A 22,867-nucleotide genomic window follows, 5' to 3' on the forward strand; every position below is an offset into this window, starting at 1 on the left:
CGTTTGTAAAGCGAAAAAAGAAGCAAGAGAAACTCCTGCTTCTTATTTATCATAATCAATCGCGGCTTTCGGGAGCCCGGTATACTTTGCCCAATAGTAAATCGCAAGCGAGCCGATGGCAACCAATATGAGATCGACGGGATTGCTGATAATGCCTAAGCCATGCCCGAAAGAGCCGATATAGGAAAAAATCAGCATCATGACATAAAATCCGACGAGCCACCAGGCTGATTTCAGCTGCTGGGCCAGGCTGACGTCTTCTTTAGGCGCGTATTTGCTGAAGCAGAGATAGATCAAAAACATGACGAGCTGTGAGCCGAGAAGCCAGGAAACGGTTGTCCATCCTGACCAGTACACAATAAAAGCTGTGAAAATAAATGAAAGCGGCCCGATGATGCTCATTCCTTTTAAATAAAACGGCCTGTTTAAGTCCTTCGCATTTACTCTCAGTGCGGCTGAACAAATTGGTGCAATCGCATAAGAAAGGATGAGAGCGACAGAACAGACATTGACGAGCGCGTTCCACGAAGGGAAGGGGAGCGTCCAGAAAATCGACATGGCAAATGAAAGCCAGAGTGAAGCACGGGGTGTTCCCGTTTCTTTATTGACCTTTGAAAATATGCCAAATAATGTGCCGTTCCGCGCCCAAGCGTAAACGAGGCGAGATGTCGTATTCATAAAAATATTCCCGTTTCCTCCCGGAGACAGAATGGCGTCTAAAATGACAAGCGTTGCAAGCCATCCTAAACCGAGCATGACCGCAATGTCTTTAAACGGCAATGAAAATTCACGGCCTATTGCCGGCCAGCCGTTTTTCAGCGTTTCTGTCGGAATCGCACCGATAAAGGTGATTTGTAAAATCGTGTAAATAATGGTTGAAACGATAATACAGATAATTAAAGCGATCGGGATATTGCGTTTCGGATTTTGTACCTCACCGGCAACAGACACAATAGGGTGCAGCCCGAGATATGCAAACATGACACCCCCGGTCGAAATGGCGGCCTGTATGCCTGTAAAACCAAAAGGCGCAAACCCTTCAACCGACAAGTTTCCCGGCTGAAAATGAAAAAACAGCACAATAATGATCGTGACCGGTACGATATATTTAAAAATAGAAATAATGAAATTGGCTTTTGCAAAGGTTTTAACGCTCCAGTAATTCAGCAGGAAAAACAAGCAGAGCAAGGCAAACTGCAAAATCCAGCCTGCAATGGTCGGTGAGTCAGAGCCCTCTTTGGTCAGGCCAGGAAACCAATAGGCCACATATTGCCGGACGGCTGTGACTTCAATCGAAATCAGGCTTGTGTAAGCGACAATTGTGACAAATGAAATTAAATAGCCGACCAAATGGCCGTGTGAATAGACCGGATACCTGATGATGCCTCCAGTGCGGGGTAAAGCGGCTCCGAGTTCTGCGTACACCAGTCCGATTAACAGAATAATGGCTCCTCCGATAATCCAGGAAAAAGCGCCGGAGGGTCCTGCTTTTGAAGCGACATTACTGACAGCGAACAGCCATGCTGATCCAAAGATAGCTCCCATCCCGATCAGAATCAGATCAAACAGCGACATCGATTTTTGAAAATTTCCTTGTTTAGACATCCGCTTCCTCCTTAGAAACAAGCCTTATATTTCTTACAATGCCCAATATGAAACAGACAATACGCACAGGCTGACTGCTGTTTCGGCTCTCATAAAAAAAACAGATGCAGCAAGCGCTGCATCTGTTTTTATTGATGAATCGTATCAAAATGTTTCACTTTTATATTTTTAAAGGAAGCTGAGCCGCCTTCAGAAAAAAGAGTAATGCCTTTATCCTCGGATTTTGGGAACACTTCATTTGAAAAAACGGTTTTCCCGTCACCGACAAACACTTCTATCGTTGTTTTATCAACGAGAATTTTTAAGTGCACGTTTTGTTTGCTGGTGTCATAGGGCGCTTTGCTTTCAACGTACATTTTGCTTTTATCCGGCTGGTCTGTGAAAGCTCTGTTGACATACGCATAGCCGCCTTCAGCGAATATGCCGACATCAATATGGCGTGTTTTGTTTGCCGATTCTCTCAGCCGGACGCCAGCGTTTTTCATATCTGTCCAAGAAAGGTCCATATCCAGCTGATACGTATCGCCTGTTATGGACAGGGTTTTGGAGCCGCTGACACTCAGTTCTTTCACTTCGTCAGTGGAAGCGGAAAGCTGCTGCAATGCTTCGACAGGCTGTGAGACGAGGCTGTATGTGCCGTCCTGCTGCTGGAGCCGGATTTCACGCACGATTGAGTCTGTGCCGTTAAAGCCATTTTTTCTGGTCGGCGTGTTATTGGCGTAATCCCAATTGTTCATCCAAGCCAGCGCGTAACGCTTATTCAATTGATCTGTGTTTTTCCCGTCCTCAAATGTTACGCCTCCGTACCAGTCAAATCCGTAATCAAGCCATTGGGGTTCGGTTTGATCCGCAGAAAATTCTTTTCCGTCAAAGCCTCCGGTCCAGTAGGCGTACGTATTGGGTTTGCCCCACGGTTTCCCGTTTGCGCTGGCGCCGAGAATCCATTTCGTCGTCCCGTCACTTGCCCGCATCATGTAAAGGTCGGGGCATTCGATAATGCCTGCCTGCTCCGTAAAGAAACCGCTTGTGTACTGCCAGTCCTTTAAATTATCGGATTCGTAAAAGCCGATTTTTGTTCCTTCAGCCATGACCATTACCCATTTATTATGCTGATCATCCCATATGACTTTTGGGTCTCTGAAATCCTTTGTCCCCGGGTTGGGCATAATGGGGTCGTTAGTGTAGGGCTTAAATGTTTTCCCTTTGTCTGTGCTGTACCATAAATGCTGCTCCTGCTTTTTGTCTTTGGCTGAAGGCTGAGTCACAATGGCGACAAGTGCATTTTTGCCAAAGCCGGCTGTATTTTCTTTATCGATGACGAATGATCCGGTCCAGATGTCGCCGTTTGGATTTGTGTATTTGGGAATTGCCACGCCTTCATCTGTCCAATGCACCAAATCCTCTGATACGGCATGCCGCCATTCCGTGCCATTGCCGTTTGGATAATCACCGTTATACAGATAGTAGTAATGATACTTTCCATCGAAGTAGATGGGTTTTTGGGGATCATTTTTCCATTTGTCAGGAGCCGTAAAATGATATGCCGCCCGGTAGTCCGGTCTATGGGCAGATTTTGATTTTTTGTCGGGCTCCTCGTTTGACCATAAGTCTATAAACAAAAGTATTCCTGTAAAGATGAGGAATACGGCTGACCATTTGCATGTTTTTTTATATTTCATTTCGGTTTCTCCGCTTTAGATTTTAATATAAAGAAATAAAAGAAAATGCCAATAGGGTATCGGCATTTTCTTTTGCGTTTTATTTGTTAACTGTTAGTTGGCCTTGTTCAAGGATGCTGTTTTTCACAACAGATGTCTTTTTGCCTTTGATGTTCAGTAAGAAGCTTGGCGCAAACGTTGCCTGTTTGTCTGCGTAGAATCCTCTGTTTGTCATGTAGCTTGTAATCACGACATTGTTTCCTTTCGCTTGAGGTACAGCGAAGTGTGAGTAAGTAAAGGTCACATCGTTAGGATCAAGGTCCATTTTTAACACAAGGCCTGTTTTGTTCAGCGGCTTGTATGGGCCAGTTAAAGAATTAGAAACATAGCCAAGCATGTAAATATCGTTAGAAGTGATGCCGTCAATCGTCATTTTTGACCCGCGGGAGTCAGTGAACAGATACCATTTGCCGTTCATTTTGAAGACATTCGCACGTTCGATTTCGTCAGTTACTGTGTTAGATGTGATCAGCGGCTTCATGACTTTCTTCAGTGTGTAGTCATCGTTAAGCTCAATCATGCCAAGTGCGCCGTTAGCTAATTCTGCAGTGCGTTTTTTATCGCTTTGCAGAAGTTTTTGACTTTCTTGACGGAAGAATGATGAGCTTTTGCCATAATAAGCTTTGTTAAATAAAGATTCTTCGCCTTGGTAGCCGTCTTCAGTTCCTGTGTTCGCTTCAAATACCAGGTATTTGCGGCCGTGATCTTCCACGTAGTGAGGGTCTCTCAGCGTATGGTTATCGCCTGAACTATAGTTGCCCTCATCAATGAACTGCTGAACATTTTGATATGTTTTGCCGTCGCCATCAAAAATGGACTTGTGATCTTCTACACCGTTAATCGTAAGAGAACTGTCTGAAGTTGACACGTTAACCTGTGCAGTTGTCAGTGTTTGTTTGCCGTAATGTTTACCGGAAAAGTCAGTGTAGAATAAACGGATTTTGCCGTCAGATGTAAATGTAGCTGATCCTGACCATTCTTGTGTCTGATCTTTTAAGATGGGATCATTTGCATCAAACTTGTCACTGTCTTTAAAGACACGGCCTGCGTTCTTCCAGCTGTCAATGGAAGTCTCGCCAACTTTTTGATAGAACATGTAAATCGATGTGTCATCCGCGTTTTTAGGGTCTCCGGCTAATGCAAAGACAACATGGTAGCCATGGTAGTTTGCGACTGTGCCGTCAGCGTTTTGCAATGGCCAGCTGTCCCACACGTCCAAGCCTTTTGCGGAAGAGATGTTTTTAATCTTCGATTGGTCAAATTCAGGCACCTGATATTTTTCATTCTTTTGCTGTTCAGGGATTTGCAGCATGTCGTGGCGGGTAATATGGGAAATGCCGTACGTTTCTTTATACGGTTTGTGATCTGCTTCTTTCGCAAACGCTTGAGTCGCGCCTCCTGCCAGCAGTGCGGTTGTAAAGGTTAATACTGTTGCTTGTTTGGCAAACTTTTTGATGTTCATCGTTCTTGTCTCCTTTTTTATGTACTGTGTTAGCGGTCTGCTTTCTTCCAGCCCTCCTGTTGATAATGGCAAGTCGATTACGTGCAATAAAAAAAGACCTAAAATATGTAAAGGGATGACGTCAAAGAATACACTTTGCCCTTAACACATTTTAGGTCTTGCCTGCTTTATCAGTAACAAACCTGCGTAATTTGCTTTTCGACATTATTCTATTAGACACTGAATCTTATTTCAACGGGTCTATTTTCCTCTTTTGTTTGATAGAAAATGAATAAAAAAAATTTAAGAGTACAGGTCTTATGGACTAATCCGGCTGATTGTTTCTTTACATCTTCTATAGGTTATAACAAGCTTTCGCATGGGCACAAAGTTCCTTTTTATCAGGCCTATCCGAACAACACAAAAGTGATAAAGAAATGTAAATTCATAAATCATTCACAATATGTGACAGTATAAATAAAGCCATTTTAGCTTCATAAGGGAAGGAATGATAATAAAAAAAGATTTTAAACGGTGATCCTTTTTCTTCTATGATATAAGCATTGACTTATATAATCGGTGAGTTATACAATGAACGCGGAAGGGAGCTGATGCTTTCATGAAGCATGCCTTGACATCTGCTGAAATCAGTCACTGCCTGAAGCTTCTTCATGATCAAACCAGGCTTTTGATCATGAAGCTGCTGGAGGAAAAAACATACTGTGTCTGCCAGTTTGTCGATATGTTTGACATGAGCCAGCCAGCTATCAGCCAGCATTTACGGAAGCTGAAACAGGCTGGATTTGTGAAGGAAGAGAAAAAGGGACAGTGGCGGTTTTATTCAATTAATTCGGCTTGTCCTGAATATGGATTGATTCAATCGATTCTCGGTCACATCAGCTCAGATGATGACGTGTTGCAGTCTATTCAGAAAAAAGAAACTCAAGTTTCTTGTAAGTAGGAGGTTCTCGTTTGAGTTCAGCAGTTTTAGCAGCAATTATCTTTATCCTTACACTTATTTTTGTTATTTGGCAGCCGAAAAATCTGTCTATTGGCTGGTCAGCCTGCGGGGGAGCGGTTTTGGCTTTGCTTGCGGGGGTTGTGAGCGTAAAGGATGTGGCGGACGTTACCGGCATTGTATGGAATGCGACTCTGGCGTTTGTGGCGATCATTCTCATCTCGCTCATTTTAGACCACATTGGCTTTTTCGAATGGGCTGCTTTGCATATGGCGAAGGCGGCTAAAGGCAGCGGCCTGCGTATGTTTATTTATATTTCCGTTTTAGGCGCCGTCGTGGCGGCGTTTTTTGCCAATGACGGTGCGGCGCTTATTTTAACGCCAATTGTGCTTGCGATGATGCGGGCTTTGCGTTTTGAAGAAAAGCTGGTGTTCCCATTCATTATCGCGAGCGGGTTTATCGCTGATACAACATCGCTTCCGCTTGTGGTCAGCAATTTGGTGAATATCGTGTCGGCCGATTTCTTTCACGTCGGGTTCATTGAATATGCGGCACGGATGATTGTCCCGAATCTCTTTTCGCTTGCGGCAAGTATACTCGTCTTATACTTATTTTTCAGAAAAGGGATTCCGAAACATTATGATCTCAGTCAGGTGAAGAAACCGGCTGACGCCATTAAAGATATAAACATGTTTCGTATGTCATGGCTTGTGCTGGGCATGTTATTAATCGGTTATTTTGTAAGCGAGATATGGTCCATCCCCGTATCCTTTATCGCCGGTGCGGTGGCTGTTTTCTTTCTTATTATGGCGAAGAACAGCCCGGCCGTTCATACGAAGCAGGTGGTCAAAGGGGCACCGTGGGCGATTGTGTTTTTTTCCATTGGGATGTATGTCGTCGTGTACGGGTTAAGAAACGCCGGCTTAACAGACCTTCTGTCCAGCCTTATACAGGCAGCCGCAGATCAGGGGCTATTGGCGGGAACCATTGGAATGGGCTTTATCGCGGCTATTTTATCATCGATAATGAATAACATGCCGACCGTCATGATTGATGCTATTGCGATAGCCGGTACAGATACACATGGAATGATGAAAGAAGCCTTAATTTATGCAAATGTCATCGGTTCTGATCTGGGGCCAAAAATCACGCCGATTGGGTCGCTGGCGACGCTGTTATGGCTTCATGTTCTCGCCCAAAAAGGAGTGAAAATCTCTTGGGGGACATACGTGAAAACAGGGGTGATCCTGACGGTTCCGACCCTGCTGATGACTCTTTTTGGCCTTTATATCTGGTTATTGATCATTCACTAAAACATCTGGGAGATGAACAAACATGTCTAAAAAAACCATCTGCTTTTTATGCACGGGCAACTCCTGCCGCAGCCAAATGGCTGAAGGCTGGGCGAAACAATATCTAGAAGATGAATGGAATGTATACAGCGCGGGAATCGAAGCGCACGGGCTCAATCCGAATGCTGTAAAAGCGATGAAGGAAGCGGGGATTGACATCTCCGGCCAAACATCAGATATCATCGATCCGGCTATTTTAAACAGTGCTGATCTTGTCGTGACGCTTTGCGGGGACGCGGCTGATAAATGCCCGATGACGCCGCCTCACGTCAAGCGCGAGCACTGGGGCTTTGATGACCCTGCAAAAGCGGAAGGATCGGAAGCGGAAAAATGGGTGTTCTTTCAGCGAGTTCGTGACGAAATCGGCGAGCGGCTCAAGCGCTTTGCGGAAACAGGTAAATAAGCTGGAAAAGCCGGGAGGATGGTCTCCCGGCTTTTTTGTGGCTCTCATCGCGGTGATGATGATGGCTGTACCCCAGGTAGGGGATACCAAACGATATTGCCATTGGTAATTCTCGTAATCGCAATTTAAAATGTGGATTGATCTTCTATCTTTTTTATGGTCTTGTAATAGAAGCGGTAATCCGTTTCGGAACTAGAAGCTTTCATTTTTGTTTTGAGTTTAGTCGGGCAGATACCGTTTCAAAGCTTGTAAGGATCAATATAATAATGTATTGCGAAAGCAAACAAATGATAGAAGCGAAAGAAAACGTATAAGGAGGAATAAGTCAATGCCGCCCAGGCCAACTAAATGGATTAAGAGAAACGATCGACCGGAACCTCTTTTATCACCAAGTGTCATGCAAGGCAGAAATGGAAATACCCCATCCACTCAACAAAACCAGCTCTTCGCACCAATTACATCAGATACGAACCAGCCTATTTCTGCTTTCAGAGCCACCAGCAATGCGAATCTGTCAGTGGCTGCAAATGCAGCTAGCGGAGTTCGATTTCAAAATGTACAATTTGATTTGGCGAATGAATATAACCCCAACACATCTACATTTTCACCGAGAACAGCAGGCGTATATTCTTTAAATGCATCAGTTGAGTTTCAAACGAATGCGATTGTTGACTTCAACTTAGAAGTCGTATTTCTCGTGAATCAAGATGTGATAGGCGGAAATAGCCAATTTCAAGCAGGAAATCTTCCGGCAGTCGTAGCCATTACGGAAATTCTTCAGTTAAACGCCGGAGATACGGTGACAGTTGCAATGAGAAGTACTGCCGCCGGATTCATTCAAGCGACTCCGAGAACCCGTTTTGCAGCCGCCAGAGTTCCTTCTCCGACTGCGTAAAAAAGAGATTTTGATTCAATGTAAATCTAAAGTTGATTTTTCCTGCTAGAGGATTGATCAGCTTTTTTTATATTTTCAAAATAATCGAAACATTAATAGCTCAGTATCGTATGAAAAAGGGGAGGTGGAGCAATGAAGCAGAAGAAAAGGAAGGAACTTAAGACTTTATTTGAAACATTAGGTGAAAGAAAACATTTCAACGGGGCGGTTTTAGCCGCAGAGGATGGCGACATATTATATCATCACGCTTTCGGTTATGCGGATTTGCCGGGAAAACGGCTTTTGCAAGAGAATTCTTTGTTTGAGCTGGCATCACTATCAAAGCCTTTTACAGCAATGGCAGTTGTTCTATTGGAGGAGAAAGGGATGCTTGGTTATGAGGATATGGTGGAGCGCTGGATTCCCGGATTTCCTTATGAGGGCGTTACGATTCGGCACTTATTGAACCATACATCCGGGCTTCCGGAATATATAGAGTGGTTTTTTGTCAATTGGGATAAAAGCAGGATCGCAGTGAATCAGGATGTAGTGGATATGCTGATGAATGAGCAGCCTCCTTGCTATTTTGCTCCGAATGAAGGCTGGCTGTACAGCAATACGGGGTATGTGTTGCTGGCAGTTTTGATCGAGAAGGCATCCGGCATAAGCTATGCGGATTATTTGAAACAGCATATTTTCACCCCGGTCAGCATGGCGAACACGAGAGTATATAACAGGAGGCTGCGTCCTGAGCAGATTGAAGGCTATGCGTATGGATATGTGTATGATGTGCATTCCGGACAGTACGTTCTTCCTGATGATCTGGAGGAAACCAGCTATGTTGTGTATCTGGATGGAATACAGGGAGACGGTACAGTGAATTCTGTCACAAGCGATTTATTTCGGTTTGATCAGGCTTTATATCAGGACAAATTGATCAGCGAGGTTTCTAAGGAAGCCGCGTTTTCTCCTGTACAACTGAACAATGGGGAAACGGTTGACTACGGATTTGGCTGGGTGCTGCAAAACAGCCCTGAAAAAGGACGAATTGTCAGCCATAGCGGAGGCTGGCCCGGCTATTCGACGATGATGATCCGATATATAGACCATCGTAAAACGCTGATCTATTTGAGCAATATGGAACAGGATGCCGAATATGAACAAGCGATTCTGAAGGCGGCGGAGAATATTTTATTTGACCAGCCATATGAAATCCCGGAACGTCCTGCTGATAAAAAGAAAAAAGACATTGATACAGCGATTTACAGCCGCTATGTTGGCAGCTACTCCATTCATGATGGGACAGCTGCGACGGTGACAGCCGAGAACGAGCGGCTTTATCTGCAAATTACCGGACAGATGAGGTTTGAATTATTTCCTTCCTCGGAAACCCGTTTCTTTATCCAATCATTGCCTGTTGAAGTTGAATTTATGTTAGGGGATGGTGCTGCGAAGAGCTTTATCATTTATCAGGACGGAACAGAGGAAGAAGCGGTCCGGACGGATAGAAAGGAATGAATTTGATGATTGGCATATTAGCTGGAATGGGGCCAAAATCGACCTCTCCGTTTTTAGATAAGGTCATTGATTACTGTCAGAAGCTGTATGGCGCTTCACATGATATCGACTACCCGCAGATGATGATTTATTCCTGTCCGACACCCTTTTATGTCGATCGTCCAATCGATCATGATGAAATGAAAAAAGCGATTATTGATGGAGCCGTCAAGCTGGAGAAGACCGGTGCGGACTTTATTTCTCTTCCTTGTAATACGGCGCATGCCTATTTTGAAGACATCCAGCAGGCATTGTCGATTCCTTTGTTACATATCATTGAGGAAACAGTGAAGGAGCTTCCGGATTCAGCACAAAAAGTGGCTGTTTTAGGAACAGATTCAACCATACAATCCTGTATTTATCAAAAAGGGTTGAAGGCGGGCGGACATGAGTTTATTCATGAGAAACATTGGCAGCGGGAAGTCAATCAGCTCATCGCCGCGATCAAACAGCCGAATCATGTTCACAAGACTCAGGACATATGGCGGGAGCTATATTTGGAAATCAGTAAAAGAGCGGATCTCATCATTTCGGCTTGCACAGATTTGAACACGGTGTTAGATCATTTTCACGGTGATATCCCGATTATCGATTCCTCTGATTGTCTCGCAAAAAGCACGGTCAGCACGTATCTTGCCTATCAAAACGAACCATTCAACAAGGGCTGTATGTAATCGGCTCTTGTTTTTTTGTGTTCTTATCGTTTGACAGCCTCATGCAATGTTGTTAAAGTAAACATGTAAATAGTTACATGATCTCTTCTGAAGGTCAGGTGGTGCTTATGAAGAAGCCAGTTTTAAAGAAATTCGTCTCTCTAGACATGAAGGTTGATCCTCCGATCACCATTGGTGAGACAGGCTTAGGGCTGAGACGTTGGATTCCGATTCGATCGGGAACAATAACCGGGGAAGTGGAAGGACGTATTTTGCCGGGCGGAGCTGATTTGCAAATCATTCGCGCTGACGGCAGAACAGATTTATCTGCCAGATATGTCATAGAAACAGCAGATCATGAACTGATTTACATTGAAAACAATGGAATACGGCAAGTCAGCGAGCCGTTCCGAACACAAGCAGCTGCCGGTGAAATGATTGACACCGAGCATGTTTATTTCCGCACGTTGCCGACTTTTGAGACAGGCAGTGAAACCTATCAATGGCTGCATGACCGCTTGTTTATCGGTTCCGCAGAAAGAACCCCTGATTACGTTCGATTAGATATTTATGAAGTAGAGTAAAAGACTAAGGAGAGTGTGAAATATGGAAAACTTTATCGGAAGCCACATGATTTATACTTATGAAAACGGTTGGGAATACGAGATTTATATTAAAAATGACCATACAATTGATTATAGAATTCATAGCGGAATGGTTGCCGGACGCTGGGTTCGGGATCAGGAAGTGAACATTGTCAAACTGACAGAGGGCGTATATAAAGTGTCTTGGACAGAGCCGACAGGCACAGATGTTTCGTTAAACTTTATGCCGAATGAAAAACGCATGCACGGCATTATTTTCTTCCCAAAATGGGTGCATGAACATCCTGAAATTACGGTCTGCTACCAAAATGACCACATTGACCTGATGAAAGAATCACGCGAAAAATATGAAACCTATCCAAAATACGTAGTGCCTGAATTTGCGGAAATTACATTTCTGAAAAATGAGGGAGCCGATAATGAGGAAGTCATTTCTAAAGCGCCTTATGAAGGAATGACAGACGATATTCGCGCAGGAAAACTGTAAAAAAACAAAAACCCGGTAAAGAGAATGACTTCTCTTTACCGGGTTCTTTTTGCTGAGTATGTGGGCACCATCACAATTCCTGGGAAAAACAGTATGATTCCAATCCAGCGAATGGGCTGGTAATAAGCTGTGTCTCGCAAAAAAACGACTGCTGATAAAATAAAGATACACGCTGCCACAACGATGACGGCACCCATACAGCTTGATTTCCCCATGTGATTCTCCTTATGAGTGTAATAGTTGTTTCCGCTTCTCACCATCAGGATCATGCTCAATAGAAAGTTCGGAATTCAAAATCAAGGTTTCTCGTTTGTCTTCAGTATAAGCCGGCCATTGTACATCCTCGCAGCTTGGATTTCCTGTTTTTGCGAAGGCAAGCCATGCTGATTGTATCGTGTGTGAGAGCTGTTTGACCTCATCCGTAATGTCTGCTTGTACCATTCGTTTCAGTCCGTTTAGATTGCCGAACACAAACGGCAGTTCCAGGGCGTGAAACGCTTTATTGTACGGCGGCTTGTCCGGATGCCAGTCGAATCGGTACATCCAGACAGGTGCGTAACGGGACTGGGCGGAGGCGCAGGCGACGGCCGGGCGCCAAAACAGCAAATCGGTCATGATATGAATTTGGCTTTCGAGAGAGCGCGGATACAGATCGGCCGCTTTCTTTGCCAGCGGCTGACCCAATAGATACTCAAGCGCTTCATCAATCGTTTCCTGAGAGTGAACTTCTGAATCCGGCGTGAAAAATAAATATCCTTCATCACGATTTGTTCCGACTAACAGCGGAATGCCGTCAGCGGCCCCTTCAGCAATGGCTTTCTCCGGCTCAGCAGGCAGTGTTTTCGGATCAAGTGCAGGCTGGAAGAACAGCTGAAAGATATTTTCATTTTCGGTTTTTCGCAGCTGGTCGGCGGCTTTAAGCAAATCTTCCGCAGACACAGTATGCAGCCTGTCCAATTGGTAACGGTCAATTCCAAGGATTCGTAAAAAAGAATGCGCGGTGCTTGCCGCTTTTTCTTCTGTCATGGTTCGGGAAGAGCCGCTTTCCAAGATTGCTTTCTGGAACAGGCCTTTTGCAGCAGGCATGGCAAGCAGTGCGGCAATGCTCATACCGCCTGCTGATTCTCCAAACACCGTTACATTTTCCGGATCGCCGCCAAACGCAGAGATATTGTCCTTGACCCATTTCAGAGCCGCGGTTTGGTCAAGCAGTCCAAGGTTGTCGGAATACGCTTCATCAATTGAAGACAAATGCAAAAAGCCGAATGGCCCCAGCCGATAGTTCAGTGTGACGACAATGACATCCCCCTGAGCCGCCAGGTTTGATCCGTCGTATAAAGGCTCACTGCCCGCGCCGAGATAAAATGTGCCGCCATGAATCCACACCATGACAGGACGATTTTTGCCCGGAGTGTCAGGTGCAAATACATTTACATACAGGCAATCCTCAGACTGGCGGGGGAGTTCAGGGTATGAATATGAAAGTAAATCAGGCGGCTGCGGGCAAACCGGGCCGTATGCAGTTGCGTCCAGTACGCCTTCCCAGGCCGCCGGCGGATCAGGTGCTTTAAAGCGCAATTGTCCGACGGGCGGCTTTGCGTAGGGGATGCCTTTCCATGTTTGGACACCGTTTTTTGAAATGCCTTTCACTGTGCCGTATTGCGTTTTGACCACTGATTCAGACATAGCGTTCTCTCCCTTTTTCCCCCATTATAAACAGATTTGTCCTGATGGTGCGAACCTCAGCCCTTATCTGATATTCATTTTCCCATCGTTTTTAAAAAGGATTTGACTTCCTGAACCGTCAGGCCGATTTCTCTCGCTTCCGCCATCAGCGCTTTCCACTCTTCTATATTCGATTCTGTCAGCTTTCGGTTTCGGTAGGAGGCGGTTTCAGGCTCCTCTTTCTTTAGCTTGTTCGTAAAAGTGAACAATTCTTCTTTTTCCATTCCGGCTTGAACAGCTTGTACAAGATGCACACGCCATTCTTCCTCTCCGCCGCTGATTTTTTGATACATCATCGTTTCAGCGTCGAATAATTCTGTTAATTCGACATCCAGGGTTGCTGATACTTTTTTCAAAAATTGAACGGACGGATTCGTATGAACGCCTCTTTCAATCTTGCTTAAATAGGATTTAGAAACGCCTGACTCGATAGCCAGCTGATTAATAGAATAGCCTTTTCTTTTGCGGTACAAACGGATAATTCTTCCAATCATAATATGAAATTCTCCTCTATTCCTGTCGTTATTTCGTTCATTATAAGGAATTATTCGTTCTTTATAAAATTTAAAATAATAAGGGAAGCGCAGTAAATAAGAGGAAAATCATGATATTGTTCTCTAAAGAGAACTTATTGGCTTATTTTGCAATTTTTAAATAATAAAGTTTTCTTTTATAATCCAATCATTAACAGAAAGGGGCTTGGGAAGCCAGCCGTGAGAAGGCTGAAGGCTATGAATATATGAATGAGAATATGAGTTTTAAAGAATTATACGCGATTGTCAGACATAGATTCGTGCTGATTCTGCTCATCACAATAGGCGTCACCTTTATTACAGGTTTTGTGCAATTTAAGGTTATTTCACCGACTTATCAGGCGTCGACTCAAGTGCTGATTCATGAATCAGACGGTGAAGAAAACTCGAATCTCAGTGACATCCAGCGAAATCTTCAGTACAGCAGCACGTTCCAATCCATTATAAAAAGCACGGCTTTGATGGAAGAGGTCAAGGCGGAATTGCATCTTTCTGAATCGGCTTCCTCGCTGAAAGGAAAAGTGATGACAAGCAGTGAAAATGAATCAGAAATTATCACCGTTGCCGTTCAGGATCACAACCCGGAGCGAGCGGCTAAGATTGCGAACACGTTAGTCAGCAAGTTTGAAAAAGAAGTAGATGAAAGAATGAATGTCCAAGGCGTACATATTCTATCAGAGGCGAAGGCTTCTGAAAGCTCGATGATCAAGCCGTCCCGAATGAGAAATATGGTCATGGCTTTTGGGGCGGCCGTGATGGGCGGCATTACACTGGCATTTTTTCTGCATTTTCTCGATGATACGTGCAAAAGCGCACGGCAGCTCAGCGAGAAAACCGGATTGCCCTGCTTAGGCTCCGTCCCTGATGTCAAAAAGAAACGGAATCGCAGGGTTGGATAAAACATTTCGAGGAGTGAAGTGAGTGGTCTTTAGAAAAAAGAAAGCAAGGCGAGGTTTGGCTCAAATATCCGTTTTACATCATAAATCAATTGTTGCGGAACAATATCGCACCATTCGGACAAACATTGAGTTTTCATCCGTACAGACCAACTTGCGGTCCATTCTCGTCACCTCCTCTGTGCCTGGTGAAGGAAAATCGTTCAGTGCAGCGAATCTTGCGGCAGTCTTTGCGCAGCAGCAGGAAAAGAAAGTGCTGCTGGTGGACGCCGATTTAAGAAAACCGACAATTAACCAGACGTTTCAGGTTGAAAATCTGACCGGGCTGACAAATGTGCTGGTCGGCAATGCTTCTCTAAATGAAACGGTGCAAAAGACCCCGATCGATAACTTATATGTGCTGACAAGCGGACCGACGCCGCCGAATCCGGCAGAACTGTTATCCTCGAAGGCAATGGGAGATTTGATATCAGATATCTATGACCAATTCAGTCTGGTGATCTTTGATTCTCCTCCGCTTTTAGCTGTCGCGGACGCTCAAATTTTAGCGAACCAGACAGATGGAAGCGTGCTCGTTGTCTTAAGCGGAAAAACAAAAACCGATACCGTCCTGAAAGCGAAGGACGCACTGGAGCAATCCAATGCAAAGCTTTTAGGCGCTCTCTTAAATAAAAAGAAAATGAAAAAATCTGAACACTATTCCTATTAATTTGTGCTTTTAGGTGATGTCTCCTTACCTGTATCAATGGAGGCACTCGGCTCCGCTGTGGGCAAGCTTGAACAGGCTGCCTTAGATGCTGGTCGTCGCTGGCGGGGCGTGAGGACGGGTTAAATGCCCACTTATTTGATATACATAGGAAATGTTATCGGTTTAGCTGCTGTCGTTTTTTAGATGACGAAAACCGCCGCAGCTAAACCGATAAAAGTATTAGGGGGGAAAAGGTTGAGTTACCGGAGAAGACTGTCAATGATTATCGCGCTGGATACTTATCTCGTTTTGAATTCAGTTATTGCAGGATATCAATTTTTAAAAGATTCTTATCAATTTTATGACTCCGGAGCATTATTGCTTACCGCTGTCAGCTTGCTCCTCAGCTATCATGTATGTGCTATCCTGTTCCGTCAGTATAAACAGGTCTGGACATACACCGGGCTCGGCGAACTGATCGCTCTGCTTAAGGTCATTACGATTTCAGCCGCTGTGACCGGCATCATTCAGTACGCTGTGTATCATACGATGTTTTTCCGGCTGTTAACGGCGTGCTGGGTGCTTCAGCTTCTGTTCATCGGGGGGACCCGCGTTTTATCGAGAATATTAAAAGAAAGCATCAGAAAAAAACGCAGCACGTCGGCCCGCGCACTGATTATCGGAGCGGGATCAGGCGGAACCCTGATGGTCAGGCAGCTGCTGCAGAAAGACGATCCCGACATTACACCTGTCGCTTTTATTGATGACGATCAAACGAAACATAAGCTGGAAATGATGGGGCTGCCCGTCATCGGCGGAAAAGAAAGTATCATGCCTGCGGTGCAAAAGCTCAAAATTAACTATATTATTATTGCGATTCCTTCTCTTCGTACCCATGAACTGCAGGTGCTATACAAAGAATGCGTGCGGACCGGGGTGAACATCAAAATCATGCCTCATTTTGATGAAATGCTGCTTGGAACGCGCACTGCCGGGCAAATCAGAGATGTAAAGGCTGAGGATTTACTCGGCAGAAAGCCGATAACCCTCGACACAAGCGAAATTTCAAACCGCATCAAAGAAAAAACAGTTCTCGTCACAGGAGCGGGCGGTTCAATCGGCTCGGAAATCTGCCGGCAAATCAGCGCGTTCCAGCCTAAGGAAATCGTTCTTCTCGGTCATGGGGAAAACAGCATTCATTCTATTTATTCTGAACTGAATGGACGATTCGGAAAACACATCGTGTTCCACACAGAAATTGCGGATGTGCAGGACCGCGACAAAATGTTTACCTTAATGAAAAAATACGAACCGCACGTCGTCTATCATGCGGCTGCCCATAAGCATGTGCCTTTAATGGAGCACAACCCCGAAGAGGCAGTCAAAAACAACATCATCGGAACAAAAAATGTGGCGGAAGCGGCAGATATGTGCGGGACAGAGACATTTGTGCTCATTTCATCTGATAAAGCGGTGAACCCGGCCAATGTAATGGGGGCAACAAAACGCTTTGCTGAAATGATTATTATGAATCTGGGGAAATTCAGCAGAACAAAATTCGTCGCTGTCCGCTTTGGCAATGTGCTCGGCAGCCGAGGCAGCGTCATTCCGGTTTTTAAGAAACAAATTGAAAAAGGCGGTCCCGTTACGGTGACACATCCGGCGATGACCCGCTATTTCATGACCATTCCCGAAGCGTCACGGCTTGTCATCCAAGCTGGAGCGCTGGCGAAAGGACGCCAAATTTTTGTTCTTGATATGGGCGAGCCCGTGAAGATTGTCGATCTCGCCAAAAATCTCATTCATTTATCGGGCTACACGACAGAGCAGATTCCGATTGAGTTCACAGGCATTCGCCCGGGTGAAAAAATGTATGAGGAGCTGCTGAACAAAAATGAAGTTCACGCCGAACAAGTTTTTCCGAAAATCCATATCGGCAAAGCGGTGGACGGCGACTGGCCATTGCTGATGCGCTTTATAGAAGATTTCAATCAGCTGCCGGAAGCCGAGCTCAGAGAGCGGCTGTTTGCGGCAATAGACACATCAAACGAAATGACGGCTGCCGGCGTTCGTTAGGGGGAGTGGAGATGACGAAAAAAATACTATTTTGTGCCACTGTCGATTATCACTTTAAAGCCTTTCATCTTCCTTACTTTAAATGGTTTAAACAATTGGGCTGGGAGGTTCATGTCGCTGCGAGCGGACAGACGCGGCTGCCGTATGTCGATGAGAAATTCTCCATTCCGATTCGAAGGTCACCCTTTCATCCTCAGAACCTTGCCGTTTACAGACAGCTGAAGAAAGTGATCGAAACCAACGAGTACGACATCGTTCATTGCCATACGCCGGTCGGCGGTGTTCTTGCCCGGCTTGCGTCACGGCATGCGAGACGAAACGGAACAAAGGTGCTCTACACCGCTCACGGATTTCATTTTTGCAGCGGAGCGCCGATGAAAAACTGGGTCCTTTATTATCCGGTTGAAAAATGGCTTTCTGCCTATACAGACTGCCTGATCACCATAAATGAAGAAGATTACACACGAGCGAAAGGGCTTCAAAGACCGGGCGGAATGACAGAAAAAATTCACGGCATCGGCGTTAATACAGACAGGTTCCGGCCAGTCAGCCTTGAAGAGCAGCATAGGTTGAGAGAAAAGCACGGCTTCCAAAAAGACGACTTTATATTGATCTATCCGGCTGAACTGAATCTCAACAAAAATCAGAAGCTGTTAATTGAAGCTGCCGCACTGCTGAAAGATAAGATTCCTGAGCTTCGTCTTGTTTTTGCCGGAGAAGGAGCGATGGAACAAACGTATCGGGCCTTAGCTGAAAAGCTTGGAGCTTCCCGCAATGTTTGCTTTTACGGCTTTTGCCGCGATATTCACGAGCTGATTCAGCTTGCGGATGTATCTGTCGCCTCCAGCATCAGAGAAGGCCTCGGCATGAATGTGCTTGAGGGCATGGCGGCGGAGAAGCCGGCGATTGCTACTGAGAACCGCGGACACCGGGAAATCATCCGGGACAGAAAAAACGGGTTTCTCATCAAAATTGGCGACAGCGCCGCTTTTGCCGATCGGATTGAACAGCTCTACCTTGAGCCGGAACTGCGGAGAACACTCGGGCAGGAAGGCCGCCAAACAGCCTTGCGCTTTTCGGAAGCGCGAACGGTAGAAGAAATGGCAGATATTTATTCCGTGTACATGGATATGGATAAAAAGGAGAAAAGCGTATGAATTCAGGACCGAAAGTTTCTGTCATTATGGGCATTTATAATTGTGAACGCACTTTGGCGGAAAGCATTGAATCCATTCTCAGCCAATCCTATAAAAATTGGGAGCTGATTATGTGCGATGATGCGTCAACAGACGGCACGCTCCGTATTGCGAAGCAGTATGCCGCTCATTACAGCGACCGCATCAAGCTGATTCACAATCAAACAAACAAGCGGCTGGCCGCTTCGTTAAATCACTGTCTTTCTTATGCGACAGGCGAGTATATCGCCCGTCAGGACGGAGATGATCTGTCCTTTCCGCGCCGTCTGGAGAAGCAGGTTGCCTTTTTAGAAAAGCATCGGCACTACCAGGTGGTCGGCACCGGCATGCTAGTGTTTGATGAATTTGGCGTAAGGGGCACACGGATGCTGCCTTCTGTTCCGGAGCCGGCCATCATGGCGAAAGGGACGCCGTTTTGTCATGGGACAATCATGATGAGAGCCAGCGCTTACCGTACGCTGAAAGGCTATCGTTCGGTGCGGCGGACAAGACGAATGGAGGATATCGATTTGTGGCTCCGCTTTTTTGGAGAGGGCTTCCGAGGCTATAACCTCCAAGAAGCGCTGTATAAAGTAAGGGAAGACAGCGACGCATTCAAGAGGCGGTCTTTTACCTATTCAATCGACAACGCTATTCTTGTGTACCAGGCATGCAGACGCCTGAAGCTTCCTTTTTCCGCTTACATCTATATCGCAAAACCGCTCATTCGCGCGTTTATGCCTCCTGCTGTGATGAATCGTTACCATAAAAAAAGAGTGATGAATCAGAAGGAAGGGCTTGTGAAGCATGAATAACAGCCAGCAGCGCGTGCTCCATGTTTTCAGCGGCATGAACAGGGGCGGCGCGGAAACCATGGTCATGAATTTATATCGGAAAATGGATAGAAGCAAGGTGCAATTTGATTTTTTAACCTATCGAAATGATCCGTGCGCTTATGATGAAGAAATTTTATCGCTAGGCGGGCGGCTTTTTTATGTCCCGAGTATCGGACAAAGCAATCCCCTCATATTTGTGAAGAATGTAAGAAACACAATAAAAGAAAACGGGCCGTTCAGCGCGGTTCATGCGCACACAGATTTTCAAACCGGCTTTATCGCGCTTGCGGCAAGGCTAGCCGGGGTGCAGGTCAGAGTATGCCATTCCCATAACACCTCGTGGAAGACCGGCTTCAATTGGAAGGACCGCCTGCAGCTGATGGTGTTCAGACGCCTCATTTTGGCTTATGCGACTGAATTGTGCGCTTGCGGAGAGGATGCGGGCCGGTTTTTGTTCGGGCGATCAAATATGGAGCGGAAGCGTGTTCATCTGCTGCCGAACGGAATCGACCTTGATTTGTTCTCTCCCGCCGGGCAGGCGGCCGATGACGAAAAAAAAGCACGCGGCATAGCGTCTGACCGTCTGATCATTGGTCATGTGGCCCGATTTCATGAAGTGAAAAATCACGCGTTTTTGCTGAAGCTTGCCGTTCACCTGAAAAAACGGGGAGTTCGTTTTCAGATGGTTCTCGCAGGAGACGGACCGCTGCGGGAGCAGATGGAGGAGGAAGCGCGGCGGCTGAATCTGCTTTCAGATGTCCTCTTTTTAGGAACTGAAGAACACATTCATGAGCTCATGCGTACCTTTGATGTATTTGTCATGCCGTCGCTGTACGAAGGCTTGCCTGTTGTGCTTGTGGAAGCGCAGGCTTCGGGTCTTCCGTGCATTATTTCCGACACGATCACAGAAAAAGTCGACACGGGGCTCGGACTTGTGAAAAGGGTGAGTCTCTCTAAGCCGATGGATATTTGGGCTGAAACAATTGTAAGAGCGGCCGCCGCAGGCAGGCCGAAGCGGGAGCTCGTGAAAGATACCCTTGCGAAACTTGGCTATGATGCGCGGCGAAATGTGGGTGCATTGATGAATTTATATCAGATTAGCACTGAAAAAGGACAATAAAAATGATTGTGTATGTCGTCAATATGGGAATTGTATATATTTGGTCTTGGTTTGCTAAAATGTGCGGCGGCCGGGATGAGTCACTTGCTACCGGCTATCGTCCGAACAAGCTTCTTATTTGGATTCCGCTTGCCTCACTTGTGCTTGTTTCGGGCCTGCGTTACAGGGTCGGTACAGATTTTCAGACGTATACGCTGCTGTATCAAATGGCAGGAGACTATCAAAATATTTGGCAGATATTCGGTTTCGGCACCGCGAAAACGGCAACAGATCCGGGCTTTACCGCACTGCTATGGCTGATGAATTTCATCACGAAGGACCCGCAAATCATGTATGTGACCGTTGCGGCCGTGACCTATATCTTTATTATCAAGACGCTGGCAGACTACGGAAGACCGTTTGAGCTGAGCGTCTTTTTATTTTTAGGAACCTTTCATTATTACGCATCCTTTAACGGAATCAGACAATACATGGTGGCAGCCGCTTTGTTTTGGGCGATTCGCTATATCATCAATGGAAACTGGAAGCGTTATTTTCTGATTGTGCTGGTCAGTTCGCTCTTTCACTCCTCGGCGCTGGTGATGATTCCGGTCTATTTTATTGTCAGAAGAAAAGCCTGGTCACCGGCAATATTCGGTCTCTCAGCCTTATTTCTCGGCATGACCTTTTTATATCAGAAATTTATTTCGGTATTTGTCGTTGTCCTTGAAAACAGCTCATACAGCCATTATGAAAAGTGGCTGATGACAAATACAAACGGAATGAATGTGGTCAAAATCGCTGTTTTGGTCCTGCCGCTGTTTTTGGCCTTTTGTTACAGGGAGCGCCTTCGAAAGCTGTGGCCGCAAATCGATATTGTCGTCAATTTGTGCCTTCTCGGATTTTTATTCGGGCTCTTGGCCACAAAGGACGTGATCTTTGCCAGGTTTAATATTTACTTCGGACTGTATCAAATGATCCTAGTCCCTTATTTTGTCAGGATATTTGATGAGAAATCGAATGCGTTGATCTATATCGCCATTGTGGTTTGTTATTTTTTATACAGTTATTTGCTTATGCCGGTTGATTCTTCCGTTCTGCCGTACAGAACGATTTTTTCCCGGTAATTTATGCAAGAGGAGCCGGTCATTATGGAAACACCTGCGGTTAGTCTGTTAGTCGCTGTTTATAATACAGAAACCTATATCAGAAACTGCCTTGAATCTTTAAAGAACCAGACATTAGACAATATTGAAATCATCATCGTCAATGACGGTTCGGCAGACGCCAGCCCGGACATCGCGGAGGAATATGCAGAAAAGGATAAACGATTCAGAGTCATTCACCAGGAAAACCAAGGGCTCGGTGCGGTCCGGAACAAAGGGATCGAGGCGGCCCGAGGCGAATTTGTGGCTTTTATTGATTCAGACGACTGGATCGAGCCTGATTATTGCTTGCAAATGGTTCAGGCAGCAGCGGAGGAAACCGATCTGGTCATTTGCAACTATGCCGCGGAGTTTGAGGATACTGAAAAAACCGTTGTCTCAGACATTGCGGAAACCTATCAGGATCAGCCGAAGGAGTCCTATATCAAGGCGTTATTCGAAGGGAAGGTCAGGGGATTTTCATGGAATAAACTGTACCGAAGAAGCATGATTGACGCACACTGGCTTTCGTTCCCGCTCAGAGGTGAGCTGGAGCATGTCGAGGATCAGTTTTTCAGCTTCAGGGCACATTTTTTCGCCCGCTCGGTTTCCTATGTAGAAGCGCCTCTCTACCATTACCGAATTCACCATTCCTCCATCGTGCAGGGTTATCAGAAAAAACTGTTTGAATCAGGACTGGCGCTGTATCAGGCAAACGCAGCGTTTTTACAGGAGAACAACAAGCTGGAGGAGTACCGTAAAGAGCTTGATTTCTTTATCGTTCTCCATGGGACCATCTGTCTCTTGAACGAATGGAAAACAAGCGGCAGCCGGCGTCTTTTGGAAAGGCTCAAAACGGTCGGCGTGATTTGCGCTGATCCGGTGTTTCAAGGCAGTCTGTCGAAAACGGGGACAGCGCCTTTTGACGCAAAACGGTCATGCCTGCTGCTGATGGCGAAATACAGAATGATACCGTTCGTTGCTATGGCGTCCGCCGCGTATCAGCGAGTGATCGAGTACAAAATGAAAATCAGAGGGTGA

21 protein-coding genes and 1 pseudogene are annotated in these 22,867 nt (G+C 45.7%); 16 read left to right on the plus strand and 6 right to left on the minus strand.

What is annotated here, in order from left to right:
* Window positions 1-42 precede the first annotated feature (42 nt).
* The 3 genes from aspP to sacB all read right to left on the minus strand — a co-directional run bounded on the left by aspP (window position 43) and on the right by sacB (window position 4,785).
* Window positions 43-1,605, minus strand: a complete 1,563-nt coding sequence (gene aspP, locus H7F27_RS03695; RefSeq protein WP_024122949.1) for an aspartate/proton symporter AspP — start codon at window positions 1,603-1,605, stop codon at window positions 43-45.
* 128 nt (window positions 1,606-1,733) lie between these two features.
* Entirely contained in the window at window positions 1,734-3,284 is a 1,551-nt protein-coding gene (locus tag H7F27_RS03700) for a glycoside hydrolase family 32 protein (protein WP_185848583.1), read from the minus strand.
* Between the two features lie 79 nt (window positions 3,285-3,363).
* Window positions 3,364-4,785: a levansucrase gene (gene sacB / locus H7F27_RS03705; RefSeq protein WP_024122947.1), complete on the minus strand. Its 1,422-nt coding sequence runs from the start codon at window positions 4,783-4,785 to the stop codon at window positions 3,364-3,366.
* A 598-nt stretch (window positions 4,786-5,383) separates the two neighbouring features.
* On the opposite strand from sacB, the gene H7F27_RS03710 reads away from it, so the two are divergent.
* The 8 genes from H7F27_RS03710 to padC all read left to right on the plus strand — a co-directional run bounded on the left by H7F27_RS03710 (window position 5,384) and on the right by padC (window position 11,653).
* On the plus strand, window positions 5,384-5,725 hold the full coding sequence (locus H7F27_RS03710; RefSeq protein ID WP_105990931.1) for an ArsR/SmtB family transcription factor: 342 nt from the start codon (window positions 5,384-5,386) through the stop codon (window positions 5,723-5,725).
* A gap of 11 nt (window positions 5,726-5,736) precedes the next feature.
* The gene (locus H7F27_RS03715; RefSeq protein ID WP_185848584.1) at window positions 5,737-7,035 is read left to right on the plus strand and encodes an arsenic transporter; all 1,299 of its coding nucleotides are present in this window, start codon (window positions 5,737-5,739) and stop codon (window positions 7,033-7,035) included.
* A gap of 22 nt (window positions 7,036-7,057) precedes the next feature.
* A complete protein-coding gene (gene arsC / locus H7F27_RS03720) occupies window positions 7,058-7,477 on the plus strand; it encodes an arsenate reductase (thioredoxin) (RefSeq protein ID WP_185848585.1) in 420 nt (139 codons plus the stop codon).
* Between the two features lie 328 nt (window positions 7,478-7,805).
* Window positions 7,806-8,372: a C1q-like domain-containing protein gene (locus H7F27_RS03725; protein WP_024122943.1), complete on the plus strand. Its 567-nt coding sequence runs from the start codon at window positions 7,806-7,808 to the stop codon at window positions 8,370-8,372.
* Window positions 8,373-8,504: 132 nt separating this feature from the next.
* Complete coding sequence (locus tag H7F27_RS03730; protein ID WP_101859905.1) at window positions 8,505-9,869, plus strand: serine hydrolase; 1,365 nt, start codon at window positions 8,505-8,507, stop codon at window positions 9,867-9,869.
* 5 nt (window positions 9,870-9,874) lie between these two features.
* Window positions 9,875-10,582: an aspartate/glutamate racemase family protein gene (locus H7F27_RS03735; protein WP_044159244.1), complete on the plus strand. Its 708-nt coding sequence runs from the start codon at window positions 9,875-9,877 to the stop codon at window positions 10,580-10,582.
* Between the two features lie 107 nt (window positions 10,583-10,689).
* Window positions 10,690-11,145 (plus strand): DUF3237 domain-containing protein, encoded by a 456-nt coding sequence (locus tag H7F27_RS03740; protein ID WP_185848586.1) that lies wholly within the window; start codon window positions 10,690-10,692, stop codon window positions 11,143-11,145.
* Between the two features lie 22 nt (window positions 11,146-11,167).
* Complete coding sequence (gene padC / locus H7F27_RS03745; protein ID WP_003235304.1) at window positions 11,168-11,653, plus strand: phenolic acid decarboxylase; 486 nt, start codon at window positions 11,168-11,170, stop codon at window positions 11,651-11,653.
* Window positions 11,654-11,681: 28 nt separating this feature from the next.
* Here padC and H7F27_RS03750 read toward each other — a convergent pair.
* The 3 genes and pseudogenes from H7F27_RS03750 to slrR form a co-directional block, all read right to left on the minus strand.
* Window positions 11,682-11,868 (minus strand): annotated as a pseudogene (locus H7F27_RS03750) (hypothetical protein); the annotation flags it as partial.
* 10 nt (window positions 11,869-11,878) lie between these two features.
* Window positions 11,879-13,339: a para-nitrobenzyl esterase gene (locus H7F27_RS03755; RefSeq protein ID WP_101859907.1), complete on the minus strand. Its 1,461-nt coding sequence runs from the start codon at window positions 13,337-13,339 to the stop codon at window positions 11,879-11,881.
* Between the two features lie 74 nt (window positions 13,340-13,413).
* Window positions 13,414-13,872 carry an HTH-type transcriptional regulator SlrR gene (gene slrR / locus H7F27_RS03760; RefSeq protein ID WP_101859908.1) on the minus strand — a complete coding sequence of 153 codons (459 nt, stop codon included), beginning with the start codon at window positions 13,870-13,872 and terminating at the stop codon, window positions 13,414-13,416.
* Between the two features lie 245 nt (window positions 13,873-14,117).
* On the opposite strand from slrR, the gene H7F27_RS03765 reads away from it, so the two are divergent.
* From H7F27_RS03765 to H7F27_RS03800, 8 genes are all read left to right on the plus strand, one after another.
* Entirely contained in the window at window positions 14,118-14,810 is a 693-nt protein-coding gene (locus H7F27_RS03765) for a YveK family protein (RefSeq protein WP_024122937.1), read from the plus strand.
* Between the two features lie 22 nt (window positions 14,811-14,832).
* On the plus strand, window positions 14,833-15,516 hold the full coding sequence (epsB, locus tag H7F27_RS03770) for a protein tyrosine kinase EpsB (RefSeq protein ID WP_024122936.1): 684 nt from the start codon (window positions 14,833-14,835) through the stop codon (window positions 15,514-15,516).
* 234 nt (window positions 15,517-15,750) lie between these two features.
* On the plus strand, window positions 15,751-17,571 hold the full coding sequence (locus tag H7F27_RS03775; protein ID WP_174754434.1) for a polysaccharide biosynthesis protein: 1,821 nt from the start codon (window positions 15,751-15,753) through the stop codon (window positions 17,569-17,571).
* A gap of 11 nt (window positions 17,572-17,582) precedes the next feature.
* Window positions 17,583-18,728, plus strand: coding sequence for a glycosyltransferase family 4 protein (locus tag H7F27_RS03780; RefSeq protein ID WP_185848587.1), 1,146 nt, complete (start codon window positions 17,583-17,585; stop codon window positions 18,726-18,728).
* On the plus strand, window positions 18,725-19,561 hold the full coding sequence (gene epsE / locus H7F27_RS03785; RefSeq protein WP_024122933.1) for a glycosyltransferase EpsE: 837 nt from the start codon (window positions 18,725-18,727) through the stop codon (window positions 19,559-19,561). The genes H7F27_RS03780 and epsE overlap by 4 nt, the downstream gene beginning before the upstream one ends.
* Window positions 19,554-20,702 (plus strand): glycosyltransferase family 1 protein, encoded by a 1,149-nt coding sequence (locus H7F27_RS03790; protein ID WP_185848588.1) that lies wholly within the window; start codon window positions 19,554-19,556, stop codon window positions 20,700-20,702. Before epsE ends, H7F27_RS03790 begins: the two co-directional genes overlap by 8 nt.
* A gap of 2 nt (window positions 20,703-20,704) precedes the next feature.
* The gene (gene epsG, locus H7F27_RS03795; protein WP_024122931.1) at window positions 20,705-21,808 is read left to right on the plus strand and encodes a biofilm exopolysaccharide biosynthesis protein EpsG; all 1,104 of its coding nucleotides are present in this window, start codon (window positions 20,705-20,707) and stop codon (window positions 21,806-21,808) included.
* A 24-nt stretch (window positions 21,809-21,832) separates the two neighbouring features.
* Window positions 21,833-22,867: a glycosyltransferase family 2 protein gene (locus tag H7F27_RS03800; protein ID WP_185848589.1), complete on the plus strand. Its 1,035-nt coding sequence runs from the start codon at window positions 21,833-21,835 to the stop codon at window positions 22,865-22,867.

The sequence above is a fragment of the Bacillus sp. PAMC26543 genome, from assembly GCF_014250375.1.
GTDB lineage: Bacteria > Bacillota > Bacilli > Bacillales > Bacillaceae > Bacillus > Bacillus halotolerans.

Excerpts from the sequence above, each read along its gene's own strand:
- aspP (WP_024122949.1), bottom strand. The coding sequence starts at position 1,605 with ATGTCTAAACAAGGAAATTTTCAAAAATCGATGTCGCTGTTTGATCTG.
- H7F27_RS03700 (WP_185848583.1), bottom strand. The coding sequence starts at position 3,284 with ATGAAATATAAAAAAACATGCAAATGGTCAGCCGTATTCCTCATCTTT.
- sacB (WP_024122947.1), bottom strand. The coding sequence starts at position 4,785 with ATGAACATCAAAAAGTTTGCCAAACAAGCAACAGTATTAACCTTTACA.
- H7F27_RS03710 (WP_105990931.1), top strand. The coding sequence starts at position 5,384 with ATGAAGCATGCCTTGACATCTGCTGAAATCAGTCACTGCCTGAAGCTT.
- arsC (WP_185848585.1), top strand. The coding sequence starts at position 7,058 with ATGTCTAAAAAAACCATCTGCTTTTTATGCACGGGCAACTCCTGCCGC.
- H7F27_RS03725 (WP_024122943.1), top strand. The coding sequence starts at position 7,806 with ATGCCGCCCAGGCCAACTAAATGGATTAAGAGAAACGATCGACCGGAA.
- H7F27_RS03730 (WP_101859905.1), top strand. The coding sequence starts at position 8,505 with ATGAAGCAGAAGAAAAGGAAGGAACTTAAGACTTTATTTGAAACATTA.
- H7F27_RS03735 (WP_044159244.1), top strand. The coding sequence starts at position 9,875 with ATGATTGGCATATTAGCTGGAATGGGGCCAAAATCGACCTCTCCGTTT.
- H7F27_RS03740 (WP_185848586.1), top strand. The coding sequence starts at position 10,690 with ATGAAGAAGCCAGTTTTAAAGAAATTCGTCTCTCTAGACATGAAGGTT.
- padC (WP_003235304.1), top strand. The coding sequence starts at position 11,168 with ATGGAAAACTTTATCGGAAGCCACATGATTTATACTTATGAAAACGGT.
- H7F27_RS03755 (WP_101859907.1), bottom strand. The coding sequence starts at position 13,339 with ATGTCTGAATCAGTGGTCAAAACGCAATACGGCACAGTGAAAGGCATT.
- slrR (WP_101859908.1), bottom strand. The coding sequence starts at position 13,872 with ATGATTGGAAGAATTATCCGTTTGTACCGCAAAAGAAAAGGCTATTCT.
- H7F27_RS03765 (WP_024122937.1), top strand. The coding sequence starts at position 14,118 with ATGAATGAGAATATGAGTTTTAAAGAATTATACGCGATTGTCAGACAT.
- H7F27_RS03780 (WP_185848587.1), top strand. The coding sequence starts at position 17,583 with ATGACGAAAAAAATACTATTTTGTGCCACTGTCGATTATCACTTTAAA.
- epsE (WP_024122933.1), top strand. The coding sequence starts at position 18,725 with ATGAATTCAGGACCGAAAGTTTCTGTCATTATGGGCATTTATAATTGT.
- H7F27_RS03790 (WP_185848588.1), top strand. The coding sequence starts at position 19,554 with ATGAATAACAGCCAGCAGCGCGTGCTCCATGTTTTCAGCGGCATGAAC.
- epsG (WP_024122931.1), top strand. The coding sequence starts at position 20,705 with ATGATTGTGTATGTCGTCAATATGGGAATTGTATATATTTGGTCTTGG.
- H7F27_RS03800 (WP_185848589.1), top strand. The coding sequence starts at position 21,833 with ATGGAAACACCTGCGGTTAGTCTGTTAGTCGCTGTTTATAATACAGAA.